14 protein-coding genes are annotated in these 13759 nt (G+C 62.4%); 12 read left to right on the top strand and 2 right to left on the bottom strand.

What is annotated here, in order from left to right:
- Window positions 1-14: 14 nt before the first annotated feature.
- Both P8X48_03680 and P8X48_03675 read right to left on the bottom strand, forming a co-directional pair.
- Window positions 15-482 (bottom strand): hypothetical protein, encoded by a 468-nt coding sequence (locus P8X48_03680; protein ID MEJ2106418.1) that lies wholly within the window; start codon window positions 480-482, stop codon window positions 15-17.
- Between the two features lie 173 nt (window positions 483-655).
- Complete coding sequence (locus P8X48_03675) at window positions 656-1162, bottom strand: DsrE family protein (GenBank protein ID MEJ2106417.1); 507 nt, start codon at window positions 1160-1162, stop codon at window positions 656-658.
- A gap of 145 nt (window positions 1163-1307) precedes the next feature.
- Here P8X48_03675 and miaB point away from each other — a divergent pair, with 145 nt between their 5' ends.
- The 12 genes from miaB (at window position 1308) to rlmH (ending at window position 13716) form a co-directional block, all read left to right on the top strand.
- On the top strand, window positions 1308-2681 hold the full coding sequence (miaB, locus tag P8X48_03670) for a tRNA (N6-isopentenyl adenosine(37)-C2)-methylthiotransferase MiaB (GenBank protein MEJ2106416.1): 1374 nt from the start codon (window positions 1308-1310) through the stop codon (window positions 2679-2681).
- A 77-nt stretch (window positions 2682-2758) separates the two neighbouring features.
- Window positions 2759-3739, top strand: coding sequence for a PhoH family protein (locus P8X48_03665; protein MEJ2106415.1), 981 nt, complete (start codon window positions 2759-2761; stop codon window positions 3737-3739).
- Window positions 3740-4186: an rRNA maturation RNase YbeY gene (gene ybeY, locus P8X48_03660; protein ID MEJ2106414.1), complete on the top strand. Its 447-nt coding sequence runs from the start codon at window positions 3740-3742 to the stop codon at window positions 4184-4186.
- Window positions 4187-4213: 27 nt separating this feature from the next.
- On the top strand, window positions 4214-5113 hold the full coding sequence (locus P8X48_03655; protein ID MEJ2106413.1) for a transporter associated domain-containing protein: 900 nt from the start codon (window positions 4214-4216) through the stop codon (window positions 5111-5113).
- 2 nt (window positions 5114-5115) lie between these two features.
- Complete coding sequence (gene lnt, locus P8X48_03650) at window positions 5116-6615, top strand: apolipoprotein N-acyltransferase (GenBank protein MEJ2106412.1); 1500 nt, start codon at window positions 5116-5118, stop codon at window positions 6613-6615.
- Between the two features lie 75 nt (window positions 6616-6690).
- Entirely contained in the window at window positions 6691-9324 is a 2634-nt protein-coding gene (leuS, locus tag P8X48_03645; GenBank protein ID MEJ2106411.1) for a leucine--tRNA ligase, read from the top strand.
- Window positions 9308-9835 carry an LPS assembly lipoprotein LptE gene (gene lptE / locus P8X48_03640; GenBank protein ID MEJ2106410.1) on the top strand — a complete coding sequence of 176 codons (528 nt, stop codon included), beginning with the start codon at window positions 9308-9310 and terminating at the stop codon, window positions 9833-9835. Before leuS ends, lptE begins: the two co-directional genes overlap by 17 nt.
- Window positions 9835-10845 carry a DNA polymerase III subunit delta gene (gene holA / locus P8X48_03635; GenBank protein MEJ2106409.1) on the top strand — a complete coding sequence of 337 codons (1011 nt, stop codon included), beginning with the start codon at window positions 9835-9837 and terminating at the stop codon, window positions 10843-10845. Before lptE ends, holA begins: the two co-directional genes overlap by 1 nt.
- A gap of 29 nt (window positions 10846-10874) precedes the next feature.
- Entirely contained in the window at window positions 10875-12164 is a 1290-nt protein-coding gene (locus P8X48_03630; GenBank protein MEJ2106408.1) for a glutamate-5-semialdehyde dehydrogenase, read from the top strand.
- A 48-nt stretch (window positions 12165-12212) separates the two neighbouring features.
- Entirely contained in the window at window positions 12213-12872 is a 660-nt protein-coding gene (gene nadD, locus P8X48_03625) for a nicotinate-nucleotide adenylyltransferase (GenBank protein MEJ2106407.1), read from the top strand.
- On the top strand, window positions 12862-13218 hold the full coding sequence (rsfS, locus tag P8X48_03620; GenBank protein MEJ2106406.1) for a ribosome silencing factor: 357 nt from the start codon (window positions 12862-12864) through the stop codon (window positions 13216-13218). Before nadD ends, rsfS begins: the two co-directional genes overlap by 11 nt.
- Before the next feature lie 18 nt (window positions 13219-13236).
- On the top strand, window positions 13237-13716 hold the full coding sequence (gene rlmH, locus P8X48_03615) for a 23S rRNA (pseudouridine(1915)-N(3))-methyltransferase RlmH (protein MEJ2106405.1): 480 nt from the start codon (window positions 13237-13239) through the stop codon (window positions 13714-13716).
- Window positions 13717-13759: the final 43 nt, after the last annotated feature.

The raw sequence follows: 13759 nt of genomic DNA, 5'->3' as shown, positions 1-13759 counted from the left end.
GGTCTTCAGCCGGTCTACCAGCCAATATCGCTTTCGTGGGCCTGCATCTCGGCGATCTGTTTCGCCAGGGCGGCCTTGGCGGCGGCGCGTTTCTTGGCCATCAGCCTCGCCTCTTCCGCTTTCTTCTTCGCCACCAGCTCGGGATCGGCCTTCGCCGGTGCGGACTTCGTCACCGGTGCGGCCTCGGGTTCAGGTGTCAGATCGAGCGCGTCCTGCGGCTGGTTGCGCGTCGCTAGCTTGTGCTTGGCCCGAACATCCCCCTGCTTGGCAGCCTTTTCATACCACTCGTAGGCCTTTTCCAGATTGGTCTTGGTACCGAGTCCCTGCTCGTACATTTGGCCGAGACTGTACTGCGCGCCCGGATTTCCGGATTTCGCGATTTGCAGCTGGACGTTAAAGAGCTTGACGTAGGAATCGCCGAGTTCAGCCGCGTAAACGGGCATCGCAAGCAGGAAACCCAGCAGAAAAACGAAAGTCTTCATGAAGCACCCCCAGAGAACGTATGCCGCTTTCGACACTGTGCCTGTCTAGGTGCAGGATCAGTGCCAGTCTGGCGGAACTCCATTACCTGGGATTTCAAGCCTATTAATGCCATTTATGCACGCGGGAACCGGTTTTCACCAGTTACGGTGACCAATCTTGGCGGGGAACTGCCCTATTTGGGCGGTTTTCGGACGTGAATGACCTGGAAGCCGAATTCGCGGTAGGTACGGATTTCGGACGGTCCCGAGGATGCGACTTCCACGTATTTCGGGAAGTCTTCGGGAGAGATCTTGTGCATCTGGGCATAGGCGCCGCACACGGCGACGGGCACGTTTTCATCCGTCAGTGACTTTATGCCTCGGTGCACGTCCTTGTAGCGTTTGCGGTTCGCCTCGGTCAGGGCGAACTCTTCATCACCGTGGCTGACCACCGCCATGGAAAGCTTGGGAAAGCGTTCCCGCAGCTGGTGCACGTACCGACGGATGGCTGGAACCGCCCAGCGCAAGGTATCCGCATCGCTGGATACAACCTCGAACACCACGCCCTCCGGCGGCTCCTTGGCGGCGAGCAGCTTCTGAACCGCCGCATCGGCACTGGTCCCCGCCGCTACCGCTGCGCCGGACCAGGCGAACACGAGTGCGAGAACGATGGATACGAGGAATGGTTGTTGTCGATTCATCCCTTGTTTGAACCTCGTACGGGGAATTAAGTTCCCTGGCACCCGGCGCGGGATCCGACGGGATTGTTCGCCTATTCGGGGCTTCGGCACGCGCCCCCTTCGCCGCTGGCATTTTGCCAGTCCCATCGGTAGAGTACGCGGCCCCATGGAAAAACAGCAACTTAATATCGTTCCGGCGCCACCGTCCCCGCGTCGTCGACATGGCGGCAAGGTCTTCATCAAGACCATGGGCTGCCAGATGAACGACTACGATTCGGCGCGCATGGCGGACCTGCTCCGCGAGAGCCACGGTCTGGAGACGACCGACAATCCCGAAACGGCGGACGTGCTCCTGCTCAACACCTGCTCCATCCGCGAGAAGGCCCAGGAAAAGGTATTCTCGGAACTCGGCCGTTGGAACGAACTGAAGCGTCGTCGTCCCGAGCTTGTGATCGGCGTCGGCGGCTGCGTCGCCAGTCAGGAGGGTGAGGCTATCACCCGGCGCGCCCCCTATGTGGACATGGTGTTCGGTCCCCAGACCCTGCACCGCCTGCCAGACATGCTTGACTCCCTGGGCGGCAGTGCCGCGGTGGATGTCTCCTTCCCCGAGATCGAGAAATTCGACCGCCTGCCGGACCCACGTGTGGAAGGGGTTCGGGCCTATGTTTCCGTCATGGAAGGTTGCAGCAAGTACTGCAGCTACTGCGTAGTTCCCTACACGCGCGGCGAGGAATTCAGCCGGCCCTTCGATGATGTCCTTGCCGAGGCGGTGCACCTGGCGGAGCAGGGTGTGCGGGAACTGACCCTGCTTGGCCAGAACGTGAACGGCTATCGCGGCGCCATGTATGGCGGCGGCGAGGCGGACCTGGCGCTGCTGATCCGATACATTGCCGAGATCGATGGCATCGATCGCATCCGGTTCACTACGTCCCATCCCCTGCATTTCAGTGACAACCTGATCGCTGCCTATGCCGACGTGCCCAAGCTGGTGAACCATCTGCATCTTCCGGTACAGAGCGGATCGGACCGCATCCTGGCACTGATGAAACGGGGGCACACGGCCCTGGAATTCCGTGCCCGCATCCGCCGCCTGCGCGACGTGCGGCCGGACATCAGCGTCTCCAGCGATTTCATCGTCGGCTTCCCCGGGGAGACCGATTCCGACTTCCAGGCAACCCTGGACCTGATTGAGACCGTGGGTTTCGATCAGTCCTTCAGTTTCATTTACAGCCCGCGCCCCGGCACCCCGGCGGCGGAGCTGGACGACCCCGTGCCGCGGGAGGTGAAGCAGCAACGGCTGGAGTCCCTGCAGGCGCTGATCAACCGCCAGGCCGCTGCCATCAGCACGACCATGGTGGGTACGGTACAGACGGTGCTCGTGGATGGGCCGGCGCGTCGTGGCGAGGGCCAGATGGCGGGACGCACGGAGAACAATCGTGTGGTAAATTTTCCCGCATCGGGCGGAATCCGCGCGGGTCAGCTGATTTGCGCGGAAATTACCGAGGCCCTGCCCAATTCCCTTCGTGGAATCATTGTTTAGGTCACTTGCAGTTCTTGACCGGCCCCCCCACTTATTGACTACACTTGTTTTATACCAGCTACGAACCTGGGACCCGTTTGAGCGCCAACCGAACCGAGATCCGATTCAGCCTCACCCCCGCCGACAACCGCCGACTGGCCAGCCTGTGTGGCCACCACGACGAGCACATCCGGCAAATTGAGGAATCCCTGGGAGTGGTCATTAGCAATCGCGGAAACGATTTCCGCATCAGTGGCCAGCCAGATATCGCTGAGTCCACGGAAAAATTCCTGCGCGATCTGTACAGCACTACCGGTGAGGGTGAGGCGCTGACGCCTGCCCGGGTTCACGTCGCCCTGCAGCAACTGATGTTCAATCCACCCGAATCCGATGGCGAGGACGTGGTCGTGACCACGCCCAAGCGCAAGGTGCGGGCACGCAGTCCGCGCCAGCGCGAGTACGTTCGCAACATCCAGACCCACGATATCAGTTTTGGTATCGGTCCCGCCGGGACCGGCAAGACCTGGCTGGCTGTGGCCTGTGCCGTGGAGGCCCTGCAACAGGGTCAGGTACAACGCATCGTCCTGGTGCGGCCGGCGGTGGAGGCCGGCGAACGACTGGGCTTCCTGCCCGGCGACCTGGAACAGAAGGTCGATCCCTATCTTCGGCCCCTGTATGACGCCCTGCACGAGATGCTCGGCTTCGAGAAAGTGGGCCGCTTGCTGGAACGGAACGTGATCGAACTGGCTCCTTTGGCCTACATGCGCGGGCGCACCCTGAACGATGCCTTCATCATTCTCGACGAGGCGCAGAACACAACGCCGGAGCAGATGAAGATGTTCCTCACGCGCATCGGTTTCGGCACCACGGCCGTAATTACGGGGGACGCCACCCAGGTGGACCTGCCGCCCAAACAGCGATCGGGCCTGAAGGAAGTCATGACCATCCTGCGTGACGTCAAGGGGATCAGCTTCGTGCATTTTGGCAGCAAGGATGTGGTGCGCCATCCTCTGGTGCAGAAGATCGTCGAGGCCTACGACCACCATCAGCCATCTTCCGACCCGGCGGACGAAACCTGAGTGAGGCTTACGGTGCAGGACGTGTCGGGCGATGGCGACGTGCCGGACCCCGCGGAGATCGATCGATGGGTCCGGGCGGCCCTGGGTGCCGCTGATGACCGGGAGCTCAATATCCGCATCGTGAACGAGCCCGAGATGGCCGAGCTCAATTCACGCTACCGTCACAAGGAGGGCCCCACGAATGTTCTATCCTTCCCGTTCGAGAGTCCGCCTGGCGTGAACAGCGCGATCCTGGGCGACATCGTGATTTGCGCCCCCGTGGTGCGCCGCGAGGCCGGCGAGCAGGGCAAGGCCCTGGCGGCTCACTGGGCCCACATGGTGGTGCACGGAATCATGCATCTGCGCGGATACGCCCACGAAAACGAAGCCGACGCCGAGCGGATGGAAGCGGCGGAAACCGAAATCCTCACCGGACTCGGATTTCCCGCTCCCTATGCCCGCGGCTGATCGAATTCCCTTATAATCATCCGAACCATGAACTCGAAAACCGACGAACACCCTAGTCGCCGTGATGGCGAAAATGGAGCGCCATCACGTTCCCTCCTGGATCGCCTGAGTCAGGCCTTCCTGCGCGAGCCCTCCACACGGCGCGAACTGATTGACATCCTGCGCGAAGCGCAGGAACACGACCTGCTCAAGCGCGATGCACTCGATATGATCGAAGGCGTCCTCCAGGTTTCAGAAATGCAGGTCCGCGACATCATGATTCCGCGCGCGCAGATGGCGGTGGTGGACAAGAACCAGTCCCCCGAGGAATACCTGCCCCTGGTCGTGGAAGAGGCCCATTCGCGCTATCCCATGGTGGACGGCGACAAGGACAAGGTCGTCGGCATCTTGCTGGCCAAGGACCTGCTGCAGTACTTCATGAACAAGGAGGCGGGCACCAGCTTCAGTCTGGACGACATGCTGCGTCCGGCCGTGTTCATTCCCGAGAGCAAGCGCCTGGACGTGCTCTTGCGCGATTTCCGATCCACCCGCAATCACATGGCCATCGTCGTGGACGAATACGGCGGTGTGTCCGGTCTCGTGACCATTGAGGACGTGCTGGAGCAGATCGTCGGCGAGATCGAGGACGAGCACGACATCGACGAGGACGAGATCATGATTACGCCCCGGGGCGATGGGCGCTACGTGGTCAAGGCCCTGATTCCGCTGGACGAGTTCAACGAACACTTCGGAACCCATTTCCAGTCGGACGAGGTGGATACCCTCGGGGGCGTGCTGATCACGCACCTGGAGCATGTTCCCCGCCGTGGTGAGAAGGCCGTGTTGGATGATCTGGAGTTTCGTGTCCTGCGAGCCGACAGTCGCCGCGTACATCTTCTGGAAGTCAGTCGGGTCGACCAGGCCACGGCCGCCGAATCCTCGGAATAGTTATGCCGCCTGCGCGACGGAGCGATTTGTTTGCCCTGATCGCTGGAGCTGCTTTTCCTCTGGGCTTTGCCCCGTTTCACCTGTTCGCACTCACGCCCCTGGCCCTCGCCGTATTGTTTGCGTTGTGGTCGACCCAGGGCCCACGGCACGGTTTCCGCACCGGATTCCTGTTCGGTCTGGGTTTGTTTGGCGTGGGTGCGTCGTGGGTATTCGTCACCCTGCACACCTTCGGCAATATGGATACGCCCCTAGCGGGCATCGCCACGGCGCTGTTCGTATCCGTGTTGGCGCTGTTCCCCGCCGCGGCCGGGGTCCTGCAGGGCTGCTTTACCCGCCTGCAGACACCCTTGCGCGTCGTCCTGGTTGCGCCTTTGGCGTGGACCTTGTTGGAGTGGCTGCGCGGCTGGGTGTTCACCGGCCTGCCCCTGCTGGATGCGGGCTATTCCCAGATCGCCACTCCGCTTGCGGGCTACGCTTCCTGGATCGGCATCTATGGCGTGAGTCTGGCCACGGCCGTCAGCGCCGGTCTGCTGGCGGCCTGGTCCGGTCGTGGCTGGCGCGCGGGTTGGCGCTTCGGCGTTGCGCTCGTGCTGATATGGGCGGTGGGCTTCGCCGGCGGACTCCCGCACTGGGGCCGGGACTTTGGCAAGCCGATCCGGGTTGCCCTGGTTCAGGGGAACATCCCGATCGAGGTCAAGTGGCGTCCGGGCTATCGTTCCGCCATCCTCGATACCTACCGCAAGCTCAGTGCCGCGCACCCGGATGCCGATCTGGTGATCTGGCCCGAGGGGGCCGTGCCCGCCTATCTTGACGAGCTGCCACCAGACTTCGTCCGCGAACTGGAACAGGACTCGCGGCGGGATCATGCCGACTACCTGTTCGGGGTGGTCGATCGCGAGACTGTCGATGGCGTAACGCACTATTACAATGCCGCCGCCACGCTTGGTTCGGCGCGCGGGGTGTATCGCAAACATCATCTCGTTCCCTTCGGGGAGTATCCGCCGCTGGATCCGGTCTTCCGCTGGTTGCTCAATTCCATGGACATCCCCATGGCCGATTTCTCTGCCGGACCGGTCGGTCAACCCCCGCTGAAGGTCGCAGGACAGAAGGCTGGCATGGCCATCTGCTACGAAACCATATTTGCCGCCGAGACCGCGGCCAAGGCCCCGGCCGCGACGATGATCGTCAATATCAGCGAGAACGCGTGGTATGGAGATTCACTGGCACCCCACCAGCTGCTGCAAATGGCGCGCATGCGCGCCATTGAGACCGACCGTCCGGTGCTGCGCGTCGACAATGCCGGCCTGTCGGCGGCGATCGATGCCCGGGGCCACGTCCTTGCGGAGTCGGGGCAATTTCAGCAGGGTGTGCTCATGGCAACGGTACAAGGCCGCACCGGCCTGACTCCCTACGTGCGGTTCCGGAATGTGCCGGTGGTGGCACTGCTCATTATCGGCCTGTTGGCGCTGTTCGCACTGAACCGGCGCGCCGCGCGCAACTGAAGGCGGGCGGGACGTCCGTCGGGGAATCCGGTATTCTTGGCCGGATTTTCAAGCTTACTCCCCGATCCCGACACAATGGACAACGAAGATTACGTACCCCAAGAAGTAGAAAAGGCTGCCCGGGACTACTGGGAAAAGCAGAAGAGTTTCCGCGCCGCCGAGTCACCGGCACGGGACAAGTTCTATTGTCTGTCCATGTTTCCCTATCCCTCGGGCAAGCTGCACATGGGTCATGTGCGCAACTACACCATTGGCGATGCCATCGCCCGCTACCAGCGCATGCGCGGTCGGGATGTGCTGCAACCCATGGGATGGGATGCCTTCGGTCTGCCGGCGGAGAACGCCGCCATGCAGAACCAGGTACCGCCGGCGAAATGGACATACGACAACATCGATTACATGCGCAAGCAGCTCAAGTCCCTGGGCTTTGCCATCGACTGGGAGCGGGAACTGGCCACCTGCAACCCGCAGTACTATCGCTGGAACCAGTGGATGTTCCTGCGCATGTTGGAGCAGGGTATCGCCTATAAGAAGACGGGTACGGTCAACTGGGATCCGGTGGACCAGACGGTACTGGCGAACGAGCAGGTGATCGACGGTCGCGGCTGGCGCACCGGCGCGCTGGTGGAGAAGCGCGAGATCCCCATGTACTACCTGCGCATCACCGACTACGCCGAGGAACTGCTGTCGGACCTGGATCAGTTGCATGACTGGCCCGAGCGTGTGCGGGCCATGCAGGCGAACTGGATCGGCAAGAGCACCGGTGTGCGCTTTGCCTTTCCCTACACGCTGGACGGAAAGGAAGAAAAGCTGTGGGTGTTCACCACCCGTGCCGACACCATCATGGGCGTGACCTTTTGCGCCATCGCGGCCGAGCATCCGCTGGCGGAACACGCGGCGAAGAAGGACGCGAAGCTCGCCGCCTTCGTCGAGGAGTGCAAGCAGGGCACGGTCATGGAGGCCGACCTCGCAACCATGGAGAAGAAGGGCATGCCCGCGGGCATCGATGTGGTCCATCCCCTGACCGGCGAGAAGGTCCCGGTGTGGGTCGGCAACTACGTACTCATGGCCTACGGCGAGGGCGCGGTCATGGCGGTGCCGGCCCACGACGAGCGCGACTTTCATTTCGCGCAAGAGTACGGCCTGCCCATCAAACCGGTGATCGAGGTCTCCGGCGAGGAATTTTCCGACCAGGCCTGGGCCGACTGGTATGCGGACAAGGAAAACGGCCGCTGCGTGAATTCCGGCAAGTACGATGGCCTGAATTACAAGGAGGCGGTGGACGCCATCGCCGCCGACCTCAAGGCGAAAGGCCTGGGCGACAAGCAGGTGCAGTGGCGCCTGCGCGACTGGGGCATCTCGCGCCAGCGCTACTGGGGTTGCCCCATACCTATAATACATTGCGATCACTGCGGCGATGTGCCGGTACCGGACGAGCAGCTGCCGGTCGTGTTGCCGGAAGACTGCGTGCCCGACGGCAGCGGCAATCCGCTGAACCGGCGCGAGGACTTCGTGAACGTCGACTGCCCGAAGTGCGGCAAGCCGGCGCGGCGCGAGACCGACACCATGGACACCTTCGTCGACTCCTCCTGGTACTACGCGCGCTACTGCTCGGCACGCAACGACCAGGCCATGGTGGGGGACGAGGTCAACGCCTGGATGCCGGTCGACCAGTACATTGGCGGCATCGAGCATGCAATTCTCCATCTTCTGTACTCGCGCTTCTGGTGGAAGGTCATGCGCGATCTCAAGCTGGTACAGGGCGACGAGCCGTTCCAGCGCCTGCTGACCCAGGGCATGGTGCTCAACGAGATCTTTTTCCGTCATCCGGAGAGCGGACGCATCCGGTACTTCAATCCGGCCGAGGTCGAGGTTAGCTCCGACGGCAAGGGCCAGCGCACCGGCGCCATCCTCAAGAGCGACGGCCAGCCGGTGGAGTCCGGCGGCATTGGCACCATGTCCAAGTCCAAGAACAACGGCGTCGACCCCCAGGCCCTGATCGAGCAATACGGCGCCGACACCGCACGCCTGTTCATGATGTTCGCCGCGCCGCCGGAAGACACGCTCGAATGGTCGGACAGCGCGGTCCAGGGTGCGTACCGGTTTCTCAAGCGCCTGTGGACGTTTGCAGAGTCAAACAAGAAAACCGCTCGCATGGCCCATAAGGAACAATTCGTTGCCGACAAGGTGCGGAATGACCTACCTTCTTCGCTTGCCTCGATTCACCGTGAGGTGCATCAGAACCTGAAGCAGGCGACCCACGATTTCGCCAAGTATCAGTTCAATACCGTGGTTGCAGCAGGCATGAAGATGTTGAATGCACTGGAGAAGACGTCACCACCGGACAAGCATGATTCTGCTCATCGCTTGGTTGTGTCTGATGGTCTCTCCGTGTTGTTGCGACTCCTGGCACCCATTGCCCCGCACATCACTCATGTGCTTTGGCACGAGCTGGGTTTTGACGGCGACATCATCGACGCACCCTGGCCCGAAGTGGATGAGGCTGCCCTGGTGCAGGACGAGATCGAGCTGGTGGTGCAGGTGAACGGCAAGCTGCGCGACAAGATCACGGTACCGGCGCAGGCGGACAAGGCGGCGGTGGAGAAGATCGCGCTGGCAAGCGAGAACGTGACTCGGCATATTGATGGCAAGACGGTGCGCAAGGTGATCGTCGTGCCGGGAAAACTGGTCAATGTGGTCGCCCAGTAGAATCTCTTCCTTCGTTGCGATCACGACGGTCGCCGTCGTCCTGTCGGCCTGTGGCTTTCACTTGCGCGGCGCCGGTGATGTGGTTCCGTGGCCGAAGTCGCTGGATTCGTTGCGACTCGAGGGTACGAGCAAGACCAGCGACGCACTGAAATACGAACTCACCCGATTGCTGCAGGAACGTTACGGCGTCGCGGTCACTAGCGATCCCAAGGCCCCCGTGCTGCGGATCTCGAAAGAGCATTTCACCCGCTCCAGCCTGGCCCTCAGCATAAGCGGCAAGACTTCGGAGTATCGGTTGCAGTTGGAGGCTGTCGCCACGGTGAATGACGGCGCGGGCAAGACACTGGTTCCCGGGACCGTCGTTCAGGTGCAACGCAGTTTTCTCTACGAGAGGAAGGAAGTGCTTGCCATGGAAGCGGAGGAACAGCGCCTGCGTGCCGCCATGGTTCACGAGGTTGCCTTGCGCATCCTGCGCCGGATCGCGGCAAGATACGCGCGGGGGACTTCCTGATGCGCGTGTATGCGGATCGACTGGCGGGCCAGCTGGCAAAGGGTCTGGCACCGGTTTATCTGATCCACGGCGACGAACCCCAGCTTGCCGAGGAGGCCTGCCAGGCGGTGCGCCTGCGTGCACTCGACGAAGGTTTCAGCGAACGGCAAGTGATGACGGTGGAGACCGGTTTCGACTGGAATTCCCTGAGCGGCTATTCCCAGTCCATGTCCCTGTTCGCCGAGCGTCGGGTGCTGGAGCTGCGGCTCCCCAAGGGAAAGCCGGGCGAGGCGGGCAGCCGGGCCCTGGTGGAATGGTGTGAACGGCCACCGGAGGATACCGTCCTGCTGGTTTGGAGCAGCCGGCTGGACAAGCAAAACCAGAATGCGAAATGGGTGAAGGCCCTGGATTCGGCCGGTGTCGTGGTCCCCATCTATCCACCCGAGCCGCGGGAACTGCCGGCGTGGGCGGCGGCGCGCATGCAGGCCCGAGGTCTGGGGGCCAATCCCGATATCGCCGCGCTGTTGGCCTACCGTTACGAGGGGAATCTTTTGGCCTTGTCCCAGGAGATCGAAAAACTGGCCCTGTTGTATCCCGACGGCAACATTCGTGCGGATGACATCCAGGAGGAACTTGGGGAAAATGCCCGTTTCGATGTGTTTCGTCTGGTAGACGCGTGCCTGCAGGGCGATGGCCCCCTGGCGGTGCGGGTATTGACCGGGCTACGGGAAGAGGGGGTAGCAGCGGTCCTGGTACTCTGGGCGCTGGCCCGTGAATTGCGCACCCTGGCGCGGGTGGCATCCGCCCTGGCGCGGGGCGAGTCCGAAGAGGGCGTATTCCGGGCGAATGGAGTCTGGCCCCGACGGCAGCCCCTGGTACGCCGGGCGCTGAAGCGGTTTCCGGCCGGCCGCTGGCTCGGCCTTTTGCAGGGCGCGTCCCGCGCCGACCGTATCATCAAGGGTCGAGAACCCGGGGACGCCTGGCAGGCCCTGCAGGCCCTGGGTCTGGGCATATGCGGGGTGCGCTGGTAATCCCCGGCGGATTCCGATTTACTGTATTCATGAGTGGAAGCACGGCAAAGAAGTCCTCTGTCGGCGACATCAAGTCCTATATGGAATCGGTGGGCATTCGTGCGCGCACGGCCGCGCAGGAACTGGCCCAGGCGACGACCGCGGTCAAGGATGCCGCTCTGCACGCCATTGCCGATGCCATTGACGGGGCGCGGACCGAGTTGCTTGCGGCCAATCGGCTGGACCTGGAGGCCGGTTCTGCCCATGACCTGGATGCGGCCCTGCTCGATCGCCTGGAGCTGAACGAGGCGCGAATCGACGCCATGATCGACGGCCTGCGCCAGGTGGCCTCCCTGACCGATCCCGTGGGTGAGATCACGGGTCTCAGTTACCGGCCCTCTGGAATTCAGGTGGGCAAGATGCGCGTCCCCCTGGGGGTGATCGGCATCATCTACGAATCCCGTCCCAATGTTACCGCTGACGCCGCGGCCCTGTGCCTGAAATCGGGCAATGCCGCCATCCTGCGCGGCGGTTCCGAGGCCATTCACTCCAACCGTGCCATCGCAGCCTGCATTCACGAGGGGCTTGCGGCAGCGGGCTTGACGACCGATGCCGTGCAGGTGGTCGACACCACGGATCGCGCCGCGGTGGGAGAGCTGATTCGCATGAAGACCTATGTCGACGTCATCGTGCCCCGGGGTGGAAAGAGCCTGATCGAACGCGTAAGCAACGAGGCACTGGTTCCCGTGATCAAGCACCTGCACGGCGTGTGTCATGTATATATTGATGCCACGGCCGATATCGAGAAGAGTATCGCGGTCGCGTTCAATTCCAAGACCCAGCGCTACGGCACCTGCAACACCATGGAGACCCTGCTGGTGGATCAGGCCGTTGCCGCCACGGTATTGCCGCCTTTGGGGGAGATGTACGCAAAGGAAGGAGTGGAGCTGCGCGGCTGCGCACGCACGCGGGAAATCCTGCCCGGCATCGTTGCCGCCACGGATATCGACTGGGACACCGAATATCTTGCACCGATCCTTTCAATACGGGTGGTCGACGGGTTCGATGCGGCCGTGGAACATATTCGTCAGCACGGTTCCGGACACACCGATTCGATCATGACGGAAGACTGGTCACGCGCCCGCCGTTTCCTGCGCGAGGTAGATTCCAGTTCGGTCATGGTAAATGCCTCGACCCGTTTTGCGGACGGCTACGAGTATGGTTTGGGCGCGGAGATCGGTATCAGCACGGACAAGATTCATGTTCGCGGACCGGTGGGTCTGGAGGGCCTGACCTCGGAGAAGTATGTCGTTCTTGGCGAAGGGCATGTCCGTAGCTGAGCGGTATCCGCGACGGGTTGTTTTCGTTCGGGGTTGTACATCGATTCGATGAGTTTGCTCGGAATTCTTGGCGGCACCTTCGATCCCATTCACTATGGCCATCTTCGCCCGGCGCGGGAGGCGCGAGCCGCCTTGCAGCTGGATACCCTGAACCTCGTGCCGGCCGCCGAGCCACCCCATCGACATGCGCCGGTCGCCAGTGCCGGGCAACGCCTGGCCATGGCTCGCCTGGCACTGGAGGAATTTCCCGAGCTGTCCGTCGATGATCGCGAGCTGCGCATGGGTGGCCCTTCTTACACGGTACGAACCCTCGAATCCTTCCGCGCCGAATGGGGCGACACCGTTCCCCTGTGTTTGCTGATGGGAAGCGATGCCTTCGAAGGCCTTACAAGCTGGCACCAATGGCAGCGCCTGCCGGAACTGGCCCATGTTGTGGTGCTGCAACGTCCCGGTTGGGACGAAGGCCCGGAGGACCTGCCCTCCTGGTGCCGGGGCCGCGTTTGCGAAGGTCCGGGTGAGTTGCGACAAGCGCCGGCGGGCCGCGTGTATTTCCTCGCGGTAAGTCCCCAGGACATTTCCGCGACTGCGCTGCGTCGGGACATTGCCGCTGGTATTGATGTAAGCCGGAAACTGCCGGGAGCGGTACTGAAATACATTCGCGAACAAGGTTTGTACCGAAACAACAACGGAATCAGAAATGCCGGGTGAGACCCTCGAAGAACAGATTGTCGAAATTCTCGACGATGCCAAGGCGCGCGATGTGCGCGTGATCGATGTGCGGGATGTAACCAGTATCACCGATACCATGATCATCGCCAGTGGAACCTCAAGGCGGCACGTGTCCGCGGTGGCCGAGCGTCTGGTGGACACGCTGCGGGACCGCGGAATCCGTGCCCTGGGACTGGAAGGCCGGGATGTGGGCGAGTGGGTGCTGATCGATTTCGGCGATGCACTGGTCCATATCATGCTTCCGGAAACCCGCGATCACTACCAGTTGGAAAAACTCTGGTCCCATGGTTCCAGTACCGAGGCCAGTGCCGGCGAGCCGGGCTGATCCTGGATCAACGGCGCTGTGCAGCTGCATATAATCTCCGTGGGGACTCGCATGCCCGACTGGGTGCGCGAAGCGAGCGAGGAATACCGCCGCCGCATGCCACCCCACCTGCGTTGGAGACTGCGGGAGATTCCGCCACAGCGGCGCGGCAAGGGCGCGGACGTAGCGCGCTTGTTGCGGGACGAGGGAGAGCGGATCCTCGCGGCCCTGCCAAAGGACTGCTACGCGATTGCGCTGGAGCGAACCGGTGACTCCATAGACAGCGAGGCCCTGGCGGCCGCATTGACTGAATGGATGGGCGCGGGCCGCGACGTGGCCCTGTTGATCGGCGGGCCCGAGGGCCTTTCGCCCGAATGCCTGCAACGTGCGGACAAGCTGTGGTCCCTTTCAGCGTTGACTCTGGCGCATCCGGTGGTGCGGGTGGTCCTGGCGGAACAGCTGTATCGCGCCTGGAGTATCGCCGGGAATCGGCCCTATCATCGCGGCGGGCGGCGATGAGGGGCGGACACGGGCCGTGCGTTTATAATAGGAATTCGGCAGG

This window comes from Acidiferrobacteraceae bacterium (assembly GCA_037388825.1).
Classification (GTDB): domain Bacteria; phylum Pseudomonadota; class Gammaproteobacteria; order Acidiferrobacterales; family JAJDNE01; genus JARRJV01.
This window is presented reverse-complemented; position numbering and strand designations above follow the sequence as displayed.

Coding starts and splice junctions, on each gene's coding strand:
- rsfS (MEJ2106406.1), top strand. CDS start 12,862: ATGCCGGGTGAGACCCTCGAAGAACAGATTGTCGAAATTCTCGACGAT.
- P8X48_03630 (MEJ2106408.1), top strand. CDS start 10,875: ATGAGTGGAAGCACGGCAAAGAAGTCCTCTGTCGGCGACATCAAGTCC.
- P8X48_03655 (MEJ2106413.1), top strand. CDS start 4,214: ATGAACTCGAAAACCGACGAACACCCTAGTCGCCGTGATGGCGAAAAT.
- P8X48_03675 (MEJ2106417.1), bottom strand. CDS start 1,162: ATGAATCGACAACAACCATTCCTCGTATCCATCGTTCTCGCACTCGTG.
- holA (MEJ2106409.1), top strand. CDS start 9,835: ATGCGCGTGTATGCGGATCGACTGGCGGGCCAGCTGGCAAAGGGTCTG.
- nadD (MEJ2106407.1), top strand. CDS start 12,213: ATGAGTTTGCTCGGAATTCTTGGCGGCACCTTCGATCCCATTCACTAT.
- miaB (MEJ2106416.1), top strand. CDS start 1,308: ATGGAAAAACAGCAACTTAATATCGTTCCGGCGCCACCGTCCCCGCGT.
- lptE (MEJ2106410.1), top strand. CDS start 9,308: ATGTGGTCGCCCAGTAGAATCTCTTCCTTCGTTGCGATCACGACGGTC.
- P8X48_03680 (MEJ2106418.1), bottom strand. CDS start 482: ATGAAGACTTTCGTTTTTCTGCTGGGTTTCCTGCTTGCGATGCCCGTT.
- lnt (MEJ2106412.1), top strand. CDS start 5,116: ATGCCGCCTGCGCGACGGAGCGATTTGTTTGCCCTGATCGCTGGAGCT.
- leuS (MEJ2106411.1), top strand. CDS start 6,691: ATGGACAACGAAGATTACGTACCCCAAGAAGTAGAAAAGGCTGCCCGG.